This is a genomic window from Paenibacillus sp. SEL1 (assembly GCF_054602535.1).
Map to the genome: position 1 here is coordinate 5,135,936 of NZ_CM137723.1, position 19,919 is coordinate 5,155,854.

Below are 19,919 nucleotides of genomic sequence, written 5' to 3' on the forward strand. Positions count from 1 at the left end.
CACATGTTTACGCAAGCTTTACAAAGAGGGTTTCAAAAATATCTAAAAACCGCGCAAGTAAGGCTCTGGGATGTCGGCCTGTACTTTTAGCTCCCGCGATGCATGCAGCGCCCAATAGGGATCACGCAGCATGGCACGCCCTATTGCTACGAGATCAGCTTCTTTCTGCTGAACAACCCGGCGGGCGTCCTCATAATCATCCAGTAAGCCAACAGCAATCACAGGTACATTCAGCTTTTCACGGATGGTATGAGCCAAATCCACCTGATAGCCGGCACGCGCAGACGGGCCTCCGCCAGAACCAATCGGACCCTCACCACCAGAAGATATATGGAAAATATCCACACCTGCATCACGATATCGTTCCCCTACGCCTGTTATGTATTCCACATTATATCCATCCTCGACGTATTCTTTGGCAGATATCCGCATAAGCACAGGCATATCAGAAGGAAGAACCTCTTTAACAGCATGTATGACCTCAACACCGAACAGTGACAAATCCTGCCCATATTCATCTTCTCTGGTATTTGTTAAAGGCGAATGAAATTGATGGATCAGATAGCCGTGAGCGCCATGTATCTCAACCGTATCAAAACCGGCTTCCACCGCGCGGCGCGCGCCTTCTTTGTATGCCTGGACCAATTCCCTGACTTCAGCTGTCTTTAAGGCGTGCGGCTTTTTAAAGCGTTCGCTAAAAGGAATCGTGGACGGACCTACAGGTTGCTCAGCATCTTCAGCCTTGCGTCCAGCGTGGCCTAGTTGAATACCAATCTTGGCACCATACTTGTGAACTTCCTCTACAATCTTACGATATGCAGGAATATGTTCGTCACTCCAAATACCCAAATCACGATCCGTAATACGTCCATCTGGATGGACCGCTGTCATTTCCACAATAATAAGTCCAGTGCCTCCTACTGCCCGGCTCACATAATGGACATGATGCCAATCCGTTGGATTTCCGTCCTTGGCCTCCACGCTGTATTGGCACATCGGGGGCATGACAATCCGATTTTTTAAAGAAAGCCCCTTTAATTGATAAGGAGTAAACAAGTCGGTCACTTTTATCCATCCTTCCTTCAATTCCATGTCTGTATAATTATGAATTGCATCCCCATTATACACCAGCTGTCACAGTATACCGAATTCGTTGTAAGGCTAAAACTTGCGAAAATGCTCCTGTTTTCGGTCATCTTTAAGAGAATATGTACGTTTAGCTCCATCATCTTCATTGATAATCGTTTCATCGTGGACTTCATTCCAGTCGTTTATGAGCCGAACTTGGTTACCAGCATATTTTTAATAGGACAGGTACATAATAGTCGAGAGCACCACTAGGTACCACTGCACGGAAAGGGGGGATACATATGCCGTACAGGGGAGTGTTGCCATGCTTGGCACTGTTACTAGCATTCTCAAGTTTACCCGTTCACGCGGATGCGCCTCCCAACACCGGAACGCCCCATCCCAAGGAAGCAGCTGTTGCTTCTTCTTCTGTACAACAGAGCACAGATCGAGCAACTCCTACATTAGCAATGCTGCGTAAAAAACATGCAGACATTTTTAAAATGTGCGGCCCACACACCCGCCAAATTGCCCTAACCTTTGATGATGTGCCCGATTCTAGGTATACGCCGCAGGTTTTGGACGTATTACACGCCAATGGCATCAAAGCCACCTTTTTCATCGTCGGTCACCGTGCGGAAAAGCATCCGGGGATCATACGCCGTATTATCCGTGAAGGCCATGCTATAGGAAACCATTCCTATACTCATCCGGATTTTAGGAAGGCCACACCAGAACGCTTTCGCAACCAGATTACAAAAACAGAACGTATTTTACAAGCCAGCGCAGGTTTTCGCCCCAAGTTGATTCGTCCACCCTACGGTGAAATCACGGAGCCTCAAATCCAATGGGCACGTCGTCATGGCTATATGATTGTCAATTGGAATGTAGACTCTCTCGATTGGAAGGGATTAAGTAAAACACAAATTCAGCGCAATGTGATCCCAGCTACCGGGCCTGGCTCTATTATTTTAATGCACGCAGGTGGAGGTCAAAGTTCCAACTTGCAAGGCACTGTCCAAGCTCTGCCGGGTCTAATTCACTCTCTAAAAGCTAAGGGCTACAAATTTGTGACAGTCCCCCGGCTACTCCACACATCGGAACGGAAATAACCATATGTTTATGATTGAGCTGCAAGCTAAAGCAACGTAAAAAGGCTGTCTTACCAGCAGAAGTTTTCTGCTCGTCAAGACAGCCTTTTTTATGGATACGACCTGATAAGAGTCCGACCTAGTTATATGCGGTAGGATACAGACATTAAGTTTACATAATATATATTATGTAAATTAAATCGTATATACGTACAATGCTATTTATCAATAACGTACAGCTTCACATTTTGAAATCCAAAGTCGTTCACAAATGATTTGTTGCCAGGAATAAAGATATCAATCCGCTTTCCTGTAATGGCGCTGCCCTGATCGCGAGCGACAGCTACAAAAGAATGATCCGGCAAACCTGGGTGGGAATAGCCTGTAACCAGCACTTTCGTGCCCATCGGAATGACGTTCGGGTCTACCGCAATTGTACCTAGTTTAAGCGGATTGCCGTAGTAGTCCACTGCTCCCCATTTACCATTCTCGTCGGCTGCGGCAGAATACGCTGAAGCCTTAACGTCAACTATTTTGCTATAGTTGAATGTTTTGCCCCACGCTTCAATCGTTGGCCCCTCATTCGCTGGTGCTTTCTCCGTAAGAAGCTGCGGCTTCGAATCCGAAGCTGCCTTCACACTATTTTCGCCAGGCACCTTAATTTGCAGACCTGCATATATATTGTTGGAGGCAATGTTTGGGTTCGCCTTCGTTAGCTCGTCTACCGATACTCCATAACGTTGAGCAAGCAAAAAAAAGGTATCGCCCTCTTTGGCAGTGTGAAGCGAAGCAGCATCCGCTACTCCAGCTGTCTGTGCCAACCCTGCAATAGCTGCGGCAAGCACCGCAAATTTCATCGTTTTACCAATATGTTTTAGATGTTTCAAAGATATGTACCTCCTCTGTTATGCCTGCGAAGTTAGCTGTCGGATTCGGACTCAGGAGAAGCCCTATGCTTGTGCAATTCACCCCTAGGCATATTCCACATCGTCTTATGACGTATCGGAATGACTGCCGTTGTTACGTCCCCCGCACTTCCCATAGTTTGGGCCCAGCTTCAGCGGTTGTCATAACCACATGCTGTCCCGGTAAGTTTTGGCTTACTGCATAATATCACAATTTTGTAACCTTATCCGCATGAAAATGTTGGGAACCTTGAACATCATACTACACTCATTACAATTTTGTCATCAAGAAATCGATATTTGTTACGAAAGTATGGGGAAATGGTGACAAAAAGAAAAAAAGCCCTCCGTCAAACGGAGGGCTTTTTTTATAGATTATATCAGCACTTCCTTACAATACCTTGGCAAGAAAATCACGGGTGCGATCATGGCTTGGAGTGTTAAATACCTGCTCTGGTGTACCTTGCTCCACAATTTGACCGTTATCCATAAAGATGATTCGATCGCCTACCTCGCGGGCAAAGCCCATTTCATGCGTCACGATTACCATTGTCATGCCGCCTTCGGCGAGCTTCTTCATTACATCCAGAACCTCTCCAACCATTTCAGGGTCCAATGCAGAAGTCGGCTCATCGAACAGCATTACGTGCGGCTGCATGGCCAAAGCACGCGCAATCGCAATACGTTGCTTCTGTCCTCCGGATAGCTGGTTCGGATAGGTATTCTTCTTATCCTCAAGCCCTACGGTACGCAAGAGTTCTAGCGAAATTTTTTCCGCTTCCTTCCCTGACTGTCTTCTAACCTGTGTTGGGGCAAGTGTCAGGTTCTGCAACACTGTTTTATGCGGGAAAAGATTAAAATGCTGGAACACCATCCCCATCTTCTCCCGGGTTACATTAATATTATGGCCACGAGCTGTAATCGGCTCGCCCTCAAACAAAATCTCCCCGTCTGTAGGCTGTTCCAACAGATTCATACAACGCAAAAACGTACTCTTCCCCGAACCACTGGGGCCGATGATGACGACGACTTCACCTTTGGCGATATCTATATCAATGCCTTTTAAAATTTCATTCTTACCGAACGATTTACGCAGTTGTTTAACGGTGATCACTGGCTCTCAACTTCCTTTCCCATAAACCCAGCAGCTTAGACAAGCTGAATGTCATTACAAAATAAATAGCGGCTGCGATTATGAACGGACTTAATCCTTCGTAGGTGATGTTCTTAATGACCTGGGCCTGATACATAATATCCACCATCCCAATGGTCGAAATAATGGATGATTCTTTAATGATCGTAATAAACTCATTACCGATAGCAGGCAAAATAGATTTAAACGCTTGCGGCAAAATGACATGACGCATAGCTTTACCGCGTCCCATACCCAACGAACGAGCAGCCTCCATCTGTCCACGGTCTACTGCCTGGATACCTGCCCGGAAAATTTCAGCCAGATATGCTGAACTATTCAGAGACAATGTGATTATACCAGACTGGAGTGGGGTAAAATTGACACCCAGCGTCAAAGCAACCCCGTAGTGAATGATCATGAGTTGTACCAGCATAGGTGTGCCACGCAGGATCTCCACATAAGTGGTACCTAACCACTCAATGATGCGTATACCGCTCATCCGCAGCAAGGATACGATCAGACCAATGATAAATCCAAACAGTACTCCGAGTGCAGACAGCAACAGAGTGTAGCCGATACCCGTAGCGTAAAAACTGCGGTATTTCCAAAAAATATCTACAATGTTATTAGAAGAAACCTGTCGATCTGCAGAGAGCGCGCTCGCTTCTGTGGAAAACTTCTCAATCGACCCGTCCGCTTTCAGGCGAGCCAACGTTTTATTTACAGAGGCAAGCAATTCTGCGTTCCCCTTGCGTATACCTACAGCTGTTTCTGCTCCGGCATCCTCAGGCACGGCCTTGGCAAGTGTTACGGTACCATCTAACGTGTATCCTTTAGCAACCGTATCTTCGATCACAACAGCGTTGATACGCTGGGTCCGCAGCTGGAGTACCAGATCGGATATTTTGTCCAGTGAGGTTACAGTGGCATTGGGCACTTTTTGAGCAATTTCTTCCTGAATACTCCCTTTTTGTGCGCCAATCTTCTCGCCTTTCAAAGCATCCATCGTAGGATATTTGTCTTTATCCTCTGGACGTACCATAATGACTTGCTTGGAGCGATAATATACATCTGAAAAATCAATGCTCTTTCTCCGCTCATCCGTCGGTGTCATACCGGACAGTACCAAGTCTACACGACCACTTTGCAAAGCAGGCAGCAAAGAGTCAAAACTCATGTCCTCAGGGACCATCTCCGCATCCAAATCTTTGGCGATTTCCTTGGCGATATCCACATCGAACCCAACAATGGTATCCTTACCGTTAATGACTTTATGAAACTCATACGGCGGAAAGTCGGCACTCATGCCCACTACAAGTTTTTTCTGTGGCTTTGCTTCCGTTCCGTATGCAGTGAGCATGGGAAGACCAGTCAACAGCAAGATAACCGCCGACAAAACCAGGGCGGTAAAACGATATGCCTTTTTCAATCTTTTTTTCTCTCCTTAAATTCTTTATAATAAATAAGATTGTGTCATTATAAATGAATATGCATGATTATGCAATGAATGTTATCGTACAATTTCAGCATACCTAACGCAGTACCTACATTACAGTTTATATAAAGGAGTTTTCAGCATGGATTTTAAACAGACCATTCAAAAGACAATTGAGCAGCATGCCCCACGGTTTAAGGACATTTCGTTATATATTGGCGCAAATCCTGAACTTGGTAACGAGGAATTTCTGGCCGCTGCCCGTTTAAAAGAAGAACTGGTTTTTCACGGTTTTGAGGTCCAGGCACCCGTATTGGGCATAGAAACAGCCTTTATTGCAACTTACAAATCTGCAAAACCCGGACCGGTTGTCGCTTTTCTGGCAGAATATGACGCTCTGAAAGGTCTAGGACACGCCTGTGGGCACCATTTGATATGTATGATGAGTACCGGTGCTGCCGTCGGCCTCAAGTCGATCATCGACGAAACCGGTGGAGAAGTACGGGTATATGGTACACCTGCCGAAGAAACACGCGGTGCAAAGGTCCCGATGGCCGCTGCCGGGTTGTTTGATGATTGCGACATAGCACTTATGACGCATCCTTATGACCGTTACGAAAAATCAGGCAAATCGCTGGCGATTGATGCTGTACAATTCGAATTTTTTGGTCAATCCGCCCACGCGGCTGCCAGCCCGCACGAGGGCATTAACGCGCTGGACGCTGTGATTCAAACGTTCAATGGCATCAATGCGTTCCGTCAACAAGTAAAAAGTACAGTGCGTATCCATGGGATCATTAATCAGGGTGGGCAAGCAGCCAATATTATTCCTGATTATGCCTCAGCCCAATTTTATGTGAGGGCCGCTACACGTCAAGAACTGAACCCGCTGACTCGCCGTGTTATTCAAATTGCTGAAGGAGCTGCTTTACAGGCCGGATGTCGTTTTGAGACCTCCAATTATGAGACATCTTATGATGAAATGGTCACAAACCGCGTACTTTCCGATGCCTTTACCGCAAATTTGGTGCAGGCTGGCATTTCGCAAGAAGATATAACGGAAGGTGAAGATCATGGCTCCATGGATATCGGAAATGTATCGCTTCATTGCCCTGCTATCCATCCGTACATTCAAGTTATTGACGAGAAGCATGCCTTGCATACACCTGAATTCCGCGATTTGGCGATGCAGGACCGGGCCATGGAAGGAATGCTGCTGGCTGCGAGAACCTTGGCATGGACTGCTTGCGATGTAATCACGAATCCTGGACTGCTAGCCCAGATAAAAAAAGAATTCGCTCTGCTGATTAACGAAAGCTAAAATCTTAATTCCGTCTTCTTTCTGAAAGGAGCAGCCATCATGAATAGTATGAATAGCTTTTGGACGTTGTTTATTGTGGTTGACCTCATCATTATTTGGTTTATATTCCGTGCAATACACAGGAACCGGGGAAACAGAAAAACACGGCGCCGGAATGCTTTTTTCCTCAGCTCCCCGTCTCCTTCGTCCATTGCGCAGGAGCGTCATTTAGAGATTACGGAGCTGATGCAGCTATTGGAGCAATCCATTCCCGCCTCCTATGCTCAAAGCGTAAGGCGTCGTGTAATGGAAGCCCACCCAGAGCTGACGGACCAAGAATATGATTGGCGCTGGCATGAGCTAAAACGATATTTTATGCTATGCGCGATTATGAATAGAGTGCCTATGTTCAGTAGTGATGTGGATGAATTATGGCACGAAATGTTGATGTTTACCCGCGAATATCAGCAATTCTCGGAAGCTTTTTTTGGTCGTATGCTTCACCATGCGCCCCATTCCGGCGGCTCTAAGCCGATGCCTAAGGAGCGGGCGTGGTTTGACTGGTTGTATGTGGAATGCTTTGGCTGGAACCGCTATAGCGCCAGTTTGTGGGGTACTTTTTTTAATCATCCATTACCGAACGACGAGCTTTCCCGCTATTATAAACTCGCAACTTCGGCGCAGCCAGCAGGTGACCGCTGGAATACGCAGGAGAATACAGCCATTTCACATCAGACCCAACAAGCGGTTCATAAGATTGTACAACATCTGCGTGAGCGGGTGAATAAAGCGGTGGATGATCCTGAGGGGAAGCAATTGCCTAAGGTCAACTATTTACAGGTCGACTATTTATTATTAGCTGTTGTGTGGTATTCATGGTATCAACCTGAACAATTTGCCGTACACATGCACCCTGATGCTACAGGTAATGCCGCATTAGCTAGCTCATCCGGCTGTAGCTCGGCAAGCGGTTGCTCGAACTGGGATACACATCACTCGCACCATCATTCCTCCCATGACAGTTCTCATCATGGAGGCTCTTCTCACCATGATTCAGGCGATTCTGGTAGTCATTCTTCGTGTAGCAGCGGCTCTTCATGTGGAAGCAGCTGTGGTGGCGGGGGCGACTGATCATAGCAAAAAGGGAATTCCTCAGCCAAACACTGGCTAAAGGGATTCCCTTTTTCATTAACATGACTATGGTGTTCCTACTCTGTTCAGTCCGTCTTTGTTAGCAAATGGTAAATATCCATATACGCTTTAGCTGAAACATCCCAACTATATTCTCCTGCAAAAGCCGTCTGTGTAAGTTTCGACCAATGCTCAGATTGGCGATAAAAATGAACAGCACGACGAATAGTGTTCAGCATATCATGTGCATTGTAGTTCGTGAAACTAAATCCGTTTCCTTCCCCTGTGGACTCATTGTAAGCCTGCACAGTATCGTTAAGACCCCCTGTTTCTCGCACAATAGGGATACTTCCATAACGAAGCGCCAGCAGTTGGCTGATCCCGCAAGGCTCAAACCTTGATGGCATAAGATACATATCACTTGCCGCATATATTTTTCGTGACAGAGGTTCGCTAAAAGCGAGCTGCGCCGACATTTTCAGTGGATAGCGTCCCGCTGCCTCACGAAACCAATGCTCAAAAGCCGGATCCCCTGTTCCCAGCACGACAAACTGGATATCATCATAATACAGGATTTCATCAAGCACTCTCGTTACCAGATCTAGCCCCTTCATATCTACAAGCCGGGTTACCATGGCAATCATAGGTACGTCTGGCCGCACCGGCAGACCCAACTCCTTTTGCAGGCCAATTTTGTTTTCCTTTTTCTTTGTCAGACTCGTGCGGTACTTCGAATAAATACGATTGTCCGTGGCAGGATTGTAGCTTTTGGTGTCAATTCCGTTCACAATCCCTGTTAAACGACCCTGATCTCCCAATTTACGAAGCAGACCCTCCAGCCCGTATCCGTAAAATTCTGTTTGAATCTCCTCTGCATAGGTTGGACTCACGGTCGTGACATGATCCGAGTACGTAAGCCCACCTTTCATAAAATTCAGTCTGCCATGATACTCCACACCCTCGGGGGTGAAATAGCTTCCATCCAGGTTGAGCAGCTCAGTTAAGACCTCATACGGAAAATCCCCTTGATACAGCAGATTATGTATCGTAAACACCGTGCGAATATCGCTGTAGAAGGGCAAATGTCGATAATCGGCATTCAGAAGCAGCGGAACCATTGCCGTATGCCAATCATGACAATGCAAAATATCCGGTCGAAAGTTCAGTTCAGGCAGCATTTCTAAAATCGCCCGGTTAAAAAAGGAAAAACGTTCGCCATCATCCATATAACCGTAAATACCGTCACGACCGAAGTAATACTCATTGTCTATAAAATAAACCTTGATTCCGTCTAATGTCAGTTCCTCTATTCCGCAATATTGATTACGCCAGCCTACGGCTACTTGCTTCACCGCTACCGGAAGCAGAGACTTTTTATAAGTATCGGGAATCCCCGCATATTTAGGTAAAATGATTCGGACGTCGCACCCCGCCTGACGAAGTGCCTTTGGCAGTGCGCCAATGACATCAGCCAACCCGCCTGTTTTAATAAATGGATGTGCTTCTGCTGCCGCAAACAAAATGTTCATATGTGCTTCCTCCTTATGTGTTTAATCTGCTTTTTTAGACCTCCGAGGCGCTTTCTTGAGTATAACGATGCTTAGGGGTGGTATGGTCACCTCCAAGCTGTGAAGCTGTCCGTGGCAAGGAATGGAGACTGTCCGTATCACTCCGGTATTTAGCTGGCCATTTCCCCCAAAGTCCTTATGATCACTGTTCAGCAGTTCGATATAACTCCCGGCCTTTTCCAGCCCAATTCGATAGTTTTCTCTGGGCACGGGCTGAAAGTTAATTAGCACGACCAGTGTATCTCCCGGCTTTTTACCTTTACGTAAATACGTAATTACGCTCTGCCCACGGTCCTCCGCTTCAATCCACTGATATCCATCCCACGAATGATCCAGTTCCCATAACGCCTTTTCCTGAATATACAAATGATTCAGCGCTTTCGTATAAGCGTGCAGCGAACGGTGACTGTCATAATCCAGCAGAAACCAGTCAAGCTGCTCTTCATCCTTCCATTCGATAAATTGGCCGAATTCCCCTCCCATAAATAAGAGCTTTTTGCCCGGTGAGGTGATTTGGTAACCGAGAAGCGCTCGAAGCCCGGCAAATTTTTGCTCATAGCTACCTGGCATTTTATCAAGCAGCGACTTCTTACCATGAACAACCTCATCGTGCGACAACGGCAGTGTAAAATTCTCGCTGTACGCATAAGCTATGGGGAATGTCAGCAAATTATGGCGCTCTGGCCTTTGATCGAAATCCGTTTCGATATAATCAAGCGTATCGTTCATCCAGCCCATATTCCACTTGTAATTAAAACCGAGTCCTCCATCGCTTACTGGGGAAGTCACCATCGGCCAGGCACTGGACTCCTCTGCCATCATCAGAGCATACGGATAATAGCGGAATACTGTTTCATTCAGTTGTTGAAGGAAGGCAATAGCCTCCTCATTTTCAATGCCTCCTTTAGAGTTAAAACGATATTGACCGTCCTGCTTTTCAAAATCCAGCCGTAGCATACTTGTCACAGCATCTACGCGCAGGCCGTCAATATGGTACACATCCATCCAGAATAGCGCATTAGATATCAGGAAAGAACGCACCTCCGGCTTGCTGTAATCAAACGTCAGCGTTCCCCAGCCGGGCTTTTCCGCAATCAGCGGATCCGCGTATTCGAACAGGGGCGATCCGTCAAACAGCCTTAATCCATGAGCATCTTTTGCAAAATGGGCTGGCACCCAATCCATCAGCACTCCGATTCCCGCCTGATGGCAACGATCCACCAAATACATAAAATCATGCGGTTCTCCATAACGGCTTGTGAGTGCAAAATATCCGGTAAGCTGGTAGCCCCAGGAAAGATCATACGGATGCTCACTCAGCGGCATCAGCTCAATATGTGTATACCCCATATCGGTCACATAAGGCACAAGAAGCTCAGCTATTTCCCTGTATGTATAAAACGTACCATCTTCTTTTTGCTTCCAAGTGCCCAGATGAAGCTCGTATATGTGCAGAGGCTTTCCATAAGGTGCTCTACGTTTTCGGCGCCAAATCGCATCGTTCCAAGCATAACCATCTATAGAAGCTACCACAGAAGCCGTTGCTGGCCTCACTTCAGCACGTACCGCGTAAGGGTCTGCTTTCAGAAATCGTTCACCGTTTGCACCCGTAATGTCGTATTTGTAAAAAATTCCTTGGGATATCCCCGGAAAAAAACGACTCCAAAAACCGGATTTGGGAACCCTATATAAGGAATCCTGTTCCCCATTCCAGTTGTTGCGATCTGTAGCAAGCCCGACATGGAGAGCATGAGGAGCCCAGACCGTAAAGCGGACGCCCTGTTCTCCGTTCTCCACAGTAAGGTGGGAACCCAAAGATCGGTAGCTGTGATAAAGCGTTCCTTCATGAAACAAATAAATATCTTCCGATGAAATAGCCTGTTGCGGAAGAGTTTGGTCTGTCATCACGTCACCACCCTTATATGTTTTGTAAGTAAAAATGTATGAATCGGTAATGCATTCGCTTTTGGGTCAAAGCTGACCTGAGTTATTACCCCATTCTAGCCACATTGAACAGAAAAATGACTAGGAAAAAAATAAACCTTAGTTTTGGGGGAATCTTATATACCTTATGGTTTCAAGAGTACCCCATACCGTTTATGTATGTACTACACTGACAACTAAACCGGGAGGGAAACGAAATGTTTAATAAAGAATGCATTGCCATGCTGCTGGCAGGCGGAGAGGGACGCCGTCTTGCTCCCCTTACTTCAACGATTGCAAAACCCGCCGTACCTTTTGGCGGTCATTACCGGATCATCGATTTTCCTCTCAGTAACTGCGTAAATTCAGACATTGATACTGTAGGTGTCTTGACGCAATATGAGGCAGAATCCTTGCACGAACATATCGGGGATGGAACACCATGGGGTCTTACAAAAACAGATGACAAGGGAATTACCCTGCTTCCATCTTATAACACAGGTAACGCTGAATACTTAGGAACGGCAGATGCTATTCATAAGAATATCGAATATATTGACAGCCAAAATCCGGAGCATGTGCTTATTTTATCCGGTGATCATATCTACTATATGAATTATCGTGAAATGCTGAACTACCATAAGGAAAAAGGAGCTGCGGCTACCATTTCTGTCATGGAGGTACCTTGGGATGAAGCACACCGTTTTGGTGTTATGAGTGCCGATGAAGATCTGCGTGTCACAGAATTTGCAGAGAAGCCGGAGAAACCGGAAAGTAATTTGGCCTCCATGGGGATTTACCTTTTCAAATGGGATTACTTAAGAAATTACCTGTTAGAAGACGCACAGGATGCTCAATCCAGCCATGATTTTGGTAAAGATATCATACCTAAAATGTTGGCGGACCAAGAATCCTTGTACGTTTATGAATTCCAGGGCTACTGGAAGGACGTAGGTACCGTTAAAAGCCTATGGGATTCACACATGGATTTGTTACACGAAGATTGTGCGATCGACCTTCAACGCAAGGACTGGCCGATGTATACACGTGAACGCCGCACAAGGTTGAGCGCACAAAAGGTACCTAACCGTCAAACACAACCATTGGGCAGCTTGTTGCATGATTCCTGCCAAGTAGAGGGTCGAATAGAACGCTCCGTTGTATTTAGTGGTGTCGAGGTAGGTAAAGGTTCAGCCATTAAAGAAAGTATCGTTATGCCTGACACACGCATTGGACGTAACGTCCATATTGAACATGCGATTATCGGTGAAGGTGCTGTAATTCGCGATGGTGCTGTCATTAAAGGTAACCCGGGCGAAATTATGGTCATCGGACCCAATGAAACGGTATTTGGTAAAATGGCGGTACGACCGCAAACTACACGTATGCTGAAAGAAGCTTACGAGCGCAATACACGCTTGCGTGCCGAAGGTTTTACTTCATAACGTTACCCCAAATTAAAAACAGCCAGCCCTCCCGATTTTAGAGGACTGGCTGTTTTTCTAATTACACCTATAAGTAGGCTTTAAATCTGTCCTTCAGTAAGTTGTGATGGTTCCACGGATTGCTCTGCTTGCAGAGCAGGTAATGAAACCGTAATGGTAGTTCCAGCCCCCAGTTCACTTCTGATGAGCATCTGACCATGATGGCGCTCGATAAACTGTTGCGAGATTGCCAATCCCAGTCCAGTACCACCGTTTTGGTGGTCTACCTGGAAAAAGCGGTCTCTGACTCTGGCAAGATTTTCAGCACTAATTCCAATCCCTGTATCTTGTACGGAAATCTCAATATTGCCATCAATCCGTTGAAGAGACAGAAAAATAATCGAACTTTCATGCGAAAACTTGATAGCATTATCCACAATGTTCAAAAACACCTGTTTTAGACGGTTACCGTCTCCATGGACGAGATATGCCGTTTCCTCCGAATCCAGCTGGAGCTTAATCTGCTTCATTTCTGCCTTAGCCCATACGTTCAGCATAATTTCCTGTAAAAGCTCCCGTAGATCCACCGTTCCCATCACAAGCTTCATGGCATTTTGTTCAAGCTTGGAAAAATCGAGAATTTCCTCCACCAAGCCAATCAGCCGATCTGTCTCCTTAGAAATAATCTTCATCCCGATTTTCGTCTCTTCCGGGTCATATCCGCCAGAATTTAACGTTTCACTCCAACCCTTAATAGATGTAAGTGGAGTACGCAATTCATGAGATATGGATGAAATAAAATCATCCTTGATTTGATTTGTTCTGACAATTTCCTGTGCCATATAGTTCAGAGTCGAAGCCAGTTCACCCAACTCATAACGATAATCGCCTTCAATGCGTGCATCAAACCTCCCCTGAGCCATCTGAGCAGATACATCGCGGATATTATTAATCGGTCTAACAATGGAATTCGCGAGCCCTGTGCTGACTACAAATACAATAACCAGCACAGCTGCCATGATGCCAAGAGAAAACAGCGTAATCGTAAACAGCTTATCATTTACCAATTCCAGCGAAGTCGTATACCGAATAACATACACCTGGTCTCCGACGATATTGTCCAGTTTTTGAGATACCGCCATCACCTGCTGCCCCGTACTCGGTTGCTTTCCGATCCATTTGCCTGTATCTCCAGCTAATGCTTGTGTGACATCACTTGTTTGCACACTTAGATCTGCTGCAAAATTCGTCGAGTTATCAATTACATTTCCCTGTTCATCGAGCAATTGCAGTTCAGTGAAGGGCAGAGAAAATGTATTTAACAAATACGATTGCAAAGACTGTTCCGGCTCTTTGAATTTGGGTGCAAATTCACTTACCGATTCGATACGGCTTTCGATATGTTTGTAAATGGAGTCGTAATAATACGACCGGAGTGCAAACATAAAAATGACTTCTACTAACAGAAGCGCCAAGAACACTACGAAAAAATAGTGAAGCACAATCTGTCGGCGAATCCCCTTTTTGATCATTGAGACTGACCTTTCCATTTATATCCATGTCCCCAGACTGTTTGTAAAAAAGCTGGCTCGGAAGGATTGTTTTCAATTTTCTGCCGCAGACGTCGGATGTTCACATCCACAATTTTCGGATCGCCCATATATTCCTTGCCCCATACGTGGTCAAGTAGAACATCTCGGCTGAGCGGCGTGTTTTCTTTTTCGAGAAAAAATTGAATCAAGGAAAACTCAGTTGGTGTCAACTCGATCAGCTGCCCGCTCTTCTTAAATTGCTTAGCAATCAAATCTAGCGTGAACGGTCCGGATTGGAAGGATACTTTGGCTGCTGTTTCACGATGTACATTCACCCGACGTAATAACGATTGAATACGTGCAATCAGCTCCGTCGGGCTAAAAGGCTTGCTCACATGATCATCGGCCCCTACAGACAAGGCATACACCTTATCCTGCTCCTGTACCTTCGCTGTGAGAAAAATAATGCCGATGCGCTCATTCGTTTCCCGGATTCTCCGACAGACCTCAAAACCATCCATACCGGGTACCATTACGTCGAGCAGTGCAATATCAATATCCCGCACCGTGTTCAAAATATTCAGAGCCTCATGCCCTTCCGACGCCTCCAACACCTCAAAACCGTTACGCTTCAAGTTAATGACGATAAAGCTGCGAATGGATTCCTCGTCTTCCATGATTAAAACTTTACTCACTCTACTCTACCTGCCTTTCCCCCATCTTGTTTTTAATGGTTTTACGCGGTTCCAGCTCACTGGATCGCTTAATGCCAATGACCTGCGCATTCGTTCTCCACAGTTGGCTATAACCTTCGTTGTTTCGCTCCCATTGTGACAACGAGAAAAATTTAATTTCCGCTATCGTTTTGTCTGTATCATCCAAAATGAAGCGCAAATAACTGTCCTTCTTCGAAACTTTCGGATCAATAGTCACCTTGCCATGCAGCTCTTTCGGTAATCTGAAGTAGACCTGTTCATTAGAATCACGATACTGCTGCTGCTTAAAAAGCGTCCCTTTCGCCCCGTCCCACTGATAGAACGACACAAAATATGGAACCTCATCCAGCGGCTTGTTACTCCAACCTTTAGGCTTCTCCAAATTACCAAATTCCAGAATGCCGTCACCATCCACATCACCACTGGCGATGGTCGCATCCTTGAAGGTGACATCCATAAGATTAAGCTTCCTGAGCTTGCCGTGATCCATCACAATAACATTGGAAACGGTAGTGGTCTGGGCAATTTTGGTGTCTATAATAATCCCCTGCCTACCCTCGGCTACCTTGCCAGCAACGACATTATAGACACTTAAGACCTGACTGTCCAAATCCAACGATCCGATTTCCTTAAAGGTTCCCCCACTGAATTGAAACGTTTTAACAGTAAAGAATTCATTACGTCGCAGCGTGATAATCGTCAAATCATTCAAATTATCCCCGTTCAAGTCCATCTTGTTATGGTTAAAATCATCTACGACGAAGTCCGTATAACCTGTAGCATATATTTTCTCCAGAGTTCCTCCGGTATAGGAATACACGATGAGTCCCTTCTGATCGCCGCCATCGCCACTATCTCCGCTGGAAAAACCCGCTACAATATCGAGTGTTCCATCATTCGTTAAATCCACGAGCTTAAATGACTCCAGCACAGTGCCTTCCCCATCAAACGTCAGCTTCTTTACCCACGTTCCGCCCTGATCTTCAAACAAGGCACCATGTATTTTTACGCTCTCATCTGGTGTTTCATAAAAGAGCACTGCTTCGTCTGTGCCATCATTGTTCAGATCACCCGTCCGAATTGGCGTCGGGTCATCTGGGTCATTCGGCCTTAAAGGCTGTACCGCCCCTAGCTGCGTATTCACTGCACCATTCAACTGCTGTTTCTCGTCAGACATCGTCGGTGTCTCCATCAGCGAAATGGGATCGCTAATAACATTACAGCCGCTTAAAAATCCAGCAAGGAGCAGCAAGGAACAGCAGCCAGCCACCATTCTTAACAGCATTATATTCACTTCTCTTGCCGTCCCCTTCACAATTTGTTCTTTTCTGCTTGTGTCAATCGTCTTCCCTGAATATCAAACACCAATTCACCATCATTCACCCCCCATATACGGGAAGCAAAGCGTTCAGCCATTTCCAGCGGCAATACAGTCATGATCGTCACCCGCTCGTCAGAACACAGCTTGCGAAAGGTCTCCAATACATGCGCTGCCGAAGCTGGATCAAGTCCATTTACAGGCTCATCAGCTAAAATAACTTTAGCTCCGTGCACGAGAGCACGCGCAGTCGCTACCCGCTGCCGCTCGCCACCGCTGAGCTTGTCACATTTATCATGCGCCTTATCCAGCAGACCCAGATCCTCCAGTACGTCCATCGCTCCCATATAATCGTCGGAACGCACCATACCCGTCACCATTCTCCACATTGGAGTTTGACCGGATCTGCCAATGAGCACATTTTTAAGAGCGGTTCGATTCATATTTAGATGCGGGTTTTGCTCCAGGTATGCCCATTCCCGCTTTATTTTCATCTTGCCCGTCCACCCGGATTTCAGCACATCATTGCCACCTACAATTAAACTGCCTTCATCCCATGGCTCTTGTAAAGCAAGACAGCGAAGCAGCGTTGTTTTGCCGCTTCCACTTGGCCCCACTATGGCAATGAATTCGCCCTGATGAATTTCAGCATCAATTCCTCGAAGTAGCTGGGTCCGTTCAGGCCCCACTTGCTTGGTCAGCTTCCGAATTTTAATCATCTAAGTGATTCCCCTTTGCGCACCATCAATACTGTTTATATTTTATAGTAAATGTGAAACAAATACCATGCAAACCGCAGTTTTAAACCGCCGTTACTCTTTTTCTGGAAAACAAACCTAACAATCCGAAAACAACGTAACTACCTCCAAGGACAAGAAACATACTGCCTTGAGTTCCAAAGTCCAGCAACCCTCCGCTAATATTAGGTCCGATCACACTTCCCAGATTAAAATGAAAGGATGCCAGTACATTCGCGGCTGCTAAAAATGATTTGGGCAGTAGATCAGCGGCATAGGCCAAACCGAGGGAGAAAAAGGAGCCTACTAAACCACCTGCTAGGGTCAGCAATATCAAAGTCAACATAAAATGATTGCCGCTCCAAGGTAGCAACATAAAGGTCATTCCCCCTGCTATACCTACGCTCATTAGCACCTTTTTACGTCCCCAACGGTCACTCAATATCCCTAGCGGTAGCTGCAGCACTAATCCTCCCAAACTGACGAACGGCAGCAAGGCGGCGATTTCATCGGTATGAAAGCCAATACGCAGGCCATAGACTGGAAAGTTACTGTTCAGGCTCGCTTCCATATAGCCGTATAGAAATGCAGGCAAAAGAGCATACCATGCCCAGCTGTAGCTGCGACGAAATCTTTGAGTGGGACGCGCCTCGGACTCCAGCCTCTCCGGTCTGGAGTCCGGCAGCTTAATTAACACCAACAGCAAAACAAGCAAGCATAATAAGGCCAACGCAGCGAATGGAACCAGCATTCCATAATCGAGTAGCCATAATCCCAATGGTCCTAATGCAAAACCCAGACCGTATGACATACCATAAAAGGAAATGTTGCGGCCTCGCTTCTCTGCTGGAGTCACCAGCAATATCCATAGCTGCGCAGAGTAGTGCAATGCACTGTCACCAATACCTACTAGCAGACGCAGTATGAACCATACCCGAATATCAGGGATTAGCGGGAATAGCAGCAGCGTAACGAGCACTAGCACAAGCCCTCCGGCCATCAGCTTTTTGAACCCTAACCACCCCAATGTCCGTTCTGCCACCAACGTCATTGCGAATGAACCAATATACAGGGCAGCCGCATTCATTCCGTTTAGTGAAGATGAAACTCCCATTTGTTCCAACGAGATAGACAGAATAGGTAATAATAAACCTTGGCATAATCCGGCAACAATAATAACAGCAATTAAAATAAAATAATGAACCCGTAACGACGACGACATCCTAGCTCCTCCTGATCGAACAAATAAAATAATTAAAATCAATGTTAAGAAATGATTTGCATTTGATTCCATAATCAATAATAATTCTTATCACTATGTATTCCATGCCGTCCTGCAAAACCGGCAAATCACATATACAAATTCAGGTGTAATTAGTGTATTAAAGAATAGAAGAAAAAAATCGCCATCTGAGATGACGATTTTACGGAAAGAGCTTGTCTGGTATGTATCCGACTCCTTCGGTTAAGGAGCCTCGTATGTTCAATCCGAACCCATTCACGTCACAACGCACTATTTCATATTATAGTGGACAATCCCTGGCAGAACAAGCCATAATAAATAAGTGAGCAATTATTAAAATGCTCATGTTTTGCTTATGGACGGGCTTAATTACGTTCACCGCTCTGGGCTAGAAGACAGAATAGGAGGCATTGGTTCCATGAGTTATCAAATTAAAATAGACACTTCTCCAATTTATGAATTGCTCGGCAGCTTCATGGCCTATGTGACTAAAAAGTGGGTCCAAGATATGGACTTGGGCCATGAATGGATCGACAAGGTAGATGCACGACTACAACATGAAGTTCGTACTGAGCTTGCTACAGCTCAGGATTGCCCTTTTAGCGATTATGACGCACTCTATGCCTGGGCGTTACTTCGACCGGAATCGGATGAAATATCTGATTATATCTCTTATTTGGACCACGGTCCGGATAAAGATATGTTTGAGCTGCTCGTTCCGCATATCCCTTTTTTAACCTTTGAAGAATCTTTACGCATTCGTAAGGTATACGCACCACTCCTTAGATTGTGGGATCGTGATTATTTTCGGGCCTTGGAAGGCGAACTACGTGTGTTGGCAGAAGAAGACGCTGCGGAAAAGCGCATGCTGCTGAGTAAGATGGAACCGGAAGCACTGGTTGAATATGCGACAGCTGGACTAGTCGTGCCACACGTGGAAGACCTGGATACAGTAGTCCTATTTCCGGTAGTCCATAATCGCCCGATTAATTCATACTGTTTTTATACCCGCACACTTCTGATCCAGTATCCGGTAGATATCCCCGAGGAGAGCGAGGAAGAACCGCCTACGCTTCTGCTACGGCTTACTCGTGCGGTCAATGATCCGCAGCGGCTGCGAATTCTACGTTATGTAGCTCAAGGTCCTAAGTCTCTCGAAGACATGCGCCACGATTTGAGCCGTTTGGAAGATACACTCATGTCTGATATGATGATTTTACGAGTGGCTGGTCTGCTCCGTATTCACATCGGACGTTATCATAAGGAAAAATTCAGCATCCGTCCCGATGGCGCGGCTGATTTACAGGTATTTTTGGAATCCTATATTGGATTGTAATTTGAATTGTACTTTTAGTTATAACCGAAGCAGCGTTAAAGCTTTGGCTTGGAAGGA

The 19,919-nt window shown here is 45.9% G+C and carries 16 protein-coding genes and 1 riboswitch; of the genes, 5 read left to right on the top strand and 11 right to left on the bottom strand.

Going from position 1 to position 19,919, the window contains the following annotated elements:
• Window positions 1–42 precede the first annotated feature (42 nt).
• Entirely contained in the window at window positions 43–1,065 is a 1,023-nt protein-coding gene (locus ACYCSE_RS23445) for an NADH:flavin oxidoreductase/NADH oxidase (RefSeq protein WP_459700191.1), read from the bottom strand.
• 305 nt (window positions 1,066–1,370) lie between these two features.
• Here ACYCSE_RS23445 and ACYCSE_RS23450 point away from each other — a divergent pair, with 305 nt between their 5' ends.
• Window positions 1,371–2,180: a polysaccharide deacetylase family protein gene (locus ACYCSE_RS23450; RefSeq protein ID WP_459700193.1), complete on the top strand. Its 810-nt coding sequence runs from the start codon at window positions 1,371–1,373 to the stop codon at window positions 2,178–2,180.
• A gap of 197 nt (window positions 2,181–2,377) precedes the next feature.
• Here ACYCSE_RS23450 and ACYCSE_RS23455 read toward each other — a convergent pair whose 3' ends face one another.
• The 3 genes from ACYCSE_RS23455 to ACYCSE_RS23465 all read right to left on the bottom strand — a co-directional run bounded on the left by ACYCSE_RS23455 (window position 2,378) and on the right by ACYCSE_RS23465 (window position 5,628).
• Window positions 2,378–3,046, bottom strand: a complete 669-nt coding sequence (locus tag ACYCSE_RS23455; RefSeq protein ID WP_348619841.1) for a 3D domain-containing protein — start codon at window positions 3,044–3,046, stop codon at window positions 2,378–2,380.
• Between the two features lie 6 nt (window positions 3,047–3,052).
• A riboswitch (cyclic di-AMP (ydaO/yuaA leader) is annotated at window positions 3,053–3,221 on the bottom strand.
• A gap of 234 nt (window positions 3,222–3,455) precedes the next feature.
• Window positions 3,456–4,178, bottom strand: a complete 723-nt coding sequence (locus ACYCSE_RS23460) for an amino acid ABC transporter ATP-binding protein (protein ID WP_459700195.1) — start codon at window positions 4,176–4,178, stop codon at window positions 3,456–3,458.
• Window positions 4,165–5,628: an ABC transporter substrate-binding protein/permease gene (locus ACYCSE_RS23465; RefSeq protein WP_254328507.1), complete on the bottom strand. Its 1,464-nt coding sequence runs from the start codon at window positions 5,626–5,628 to the stop codon at window positions 4,165–4,167. The genes ACYCSE_RS23460 and ACYCSE_RS23465 overlap by 14 nt, the downstream gene beginning before the upstream one ends.
• A gap of 148 nt (window positions 5,629–5,776) precedes the next feature.
• Between ACYCSE_RS23465 and ACYCSE_RS23470 the strand changes: the two genes are divergently transcribed.
• Window positions 5,777–6,955 carry a M20 family metallopeptidase gene (locus ACYCSE_RS23470; RefSeq protein ID WP_459700197.1) on the top strand — a complete coding sequence of 393 codons (1,179 nt, stop codon included), beginning with the start codon at window positions 5,777–5,779 and terminating at the stop codon, window positions 6,953–6,955.
• Window positions 6,956–6,994: 39 nt separating this feature from the next.
• On the top strand, window positions 6,995–8,065 hold the full coding sequence (locus ACYCSE_RS23475; protein ID WP_459700199.1) for a glycine-rich domain-containing protein: 1,071 nt from the start codon (window positions 6,995–6,997) through the stop codon (window positions 8,063–8,065).
• Window positions 8,066–8,151: 86 nt separating this feature from the next.
• On the opposite strand, the gene glgA is transcribed toward ACYCSE_RS23475, so the two are convergent.
• A complete protein-coding gene (gene glgA, locus ACYCSE_RS23480; RefSeq protein WP_459700200.1) occupies window positions 8,152–9,594 on the bottom strand; it encodes a glycogen synthase GlgA in 1,443 nt (480 codons plus the stop codon).
• Window positions 9,595–9,615: 21 nt separating this feature from the next.
• The gene (glgB, locus tag ACYCSE_RS23485) at window positions 9,616–11,538 is read right to left on the bottom strand and encodes a 1,4-alpha-glucan branching protein GlgB (protein ID WP_459700201.1); all 1,923 of its coding nucleotides are present in this window, start codon (window positions 11,536–11,538) and stop codon (window positions 9,616–9,618) included.
• A 236-nt stretch (window positions 11,539–11,774) separates the two neighbouring features.
• On the opposite strand from glgB, the gene ACYCSE_RS23490 reads away from it, so the two are divergent.
• Complete coding sequence (locus tag ACYCSE_RS23490; RefSeq protein WP_103049156.1) at window positions 11,775–13,001, top strand: glucose-1-phosphate adenylyltransferase; 1,227 nt, start codon at window positions 11,775–11,777, stop codon at window positions 12,999–13,001.
• Window positions 13,002–13,081: 80 nt separating this feature from the next.
• Here the strand turns inward: ACYCSE_RS23490 and ACYCSE_RS23495 are convergent, their stop codons facing one another.
• The 5 genes from ACYCSE_RS23495 to ACYCSE_RS23515 form a co-directional block, all read right to left on the bottom strand.
• Window positions 13,082–14,512 (bottom strand): sensor histidine kinase, encoded by a 1,431-nt coding sequence (locus tag ACYCSE_RS23495; RefSeq protein ID WP_023988959.1) that lies wholly within the window; start codon window positions 14,510–14,512, stop codon window positions 13,082–13,084.
• Window positions 14,509–15,207: a response regulator transcription factor gene (locus tag ACYCSE_RS23500; protein WP_023988960.1), complete on the bottom strand. Its 699-nt coding sequence runs from the start codon at window positions 15,205–15,207 to the stop codon at window positions 14,509–14,511. Before ACYCSE_RS23500 ends, ACYCSE_RS23495 begins: the two co-directional genes overlap by 4 nt.
• Before the next feature lies 1 nt (window position 15,208).
• Window positions 15,209–16,543 (bottom strand): hypothetical protein, encoded by a 1,335-nt coding sequence (locus tag ACYCSE_RS23505; RefSeq protein WP_323873410.1) that lies wholly within the window; start codon window positions 16,541–16,543, stop codon window positions 15,209–15,211.
• Window positions 16,540–17,265 (bottom strand): phosphonate ABC transporter ATP-binding protein, encoded by a 726-nt coding sequence (locus ACYCSE_RS23510; protein WP_459700204.1) that lies wholly within the window; start codon window positions 17,263–17,265, stop codon window positions 16,540–16,542. The genes ACYCSE_RS23505 and ACYCSE_RS23510 overlap by 4 nt, the downstream gene beginning before the upstream one ends.
• An 82-nt stretch (window positions 17,266–17,347) precedes the next feature.
• Entirely contained in the window at window positions 17,348–18,505 is a 1,158-nt protein-coding gene (locus tag ACYCSE_RS23515) for an MFS transporter (RefSeq protein ID WP_250261212.1), read from the bottom strand.
• A gap of 439 nt (window positions 18,506–18,944) precedes the next feature.
• Between ACYCSE_RS23515 and ACYCSE_RS23520 the strand changes: the two genes are divergently transcribed.
• Entirely contained in the window at window positions 18,945–19,862 is a 918-nt protein-coding gene (locus ACYCSE_RS23520; protein ID WP_061828235.1) for a hypothetical protein, read from the top strand.
• Window positions 19,863–19,919 lie beyond the last annotated feature (57 nt).

Excerpts from the sequence above, each read along its gene's own strand:
- ACYCSE_RS23495 (WP_023988959.1), bottom strand. The coding sequence starts at position 14,512 with ATGATCAAAAAGGGGATTCGCCGACAGATTGTGCTTCACTATTTTTTC.
- ACYCSE_RS23450 (WP_459700193.1), top strand. The coding sequence starts at position 1,371 with ATGCCGTACAGGGGAGTGTTGCCATGCTTGGCACTGTTACTAGCATTC.
- ACYCSE_RS23470 (WP_459700197.1), top strand. The coding sequence starts at position 5,777 with ATGGATTTTAAACAGACCATTCAAAAGACAATTGAGCAGCATGCCCCA.
- ACYCSE_RS23490 (WP_103049156.1), top strand. The coding sequence starts at position 11,775 with ATGTTTAATAAAGAATGCATTGCCATGCTGCTGGCAGGCGGAGAGGGA.
- ACYCSE_RS23510 (WP_459700204.1), bottom strand. The coding sequence starts at position 17,265 with ATGATTAAAATTCGGAAGCTGACCAAGCAAGTGGGGCCTGAACGGACC.
- ACYCSE_RS23520 (WP_061828235.1), top strand. The coding sequence starts at position 18,945 with ATGAGTTATCAAATTAAAATAGACACTTCTCCAATTTATGAATTGCTC.
- ACYCSE_RS23515 (WP_250261212.1), bottom strand. The coding sequence starts at position 18,505 with ATGTCGTCGTCGTTACGGGTTCATTATTTTATTTTAATTGCTGTTATT.
- ACYCSE_RS23475 (WP_459700199.1), top strand. The coding sequence starts at position 6,995 with ATGAATAGTATGAATAGCTTTTGGACGTTGTTTATTGTGGTTGACCTC.
- glgA (WP_459700200.1), bottom strand. The coding sequence starts at position 9,594 with ATGAACATTTTGTTTGCGGCAGCAGAAGCACATCCATTTATTAAAACA.
- glgB (WP_459700201.1), bottom strand. The coding sequence starts at position 11,538 with ATGACAGACCAAACTCTTCCGCAACAGGCTATTTCATCGGAAGATATT.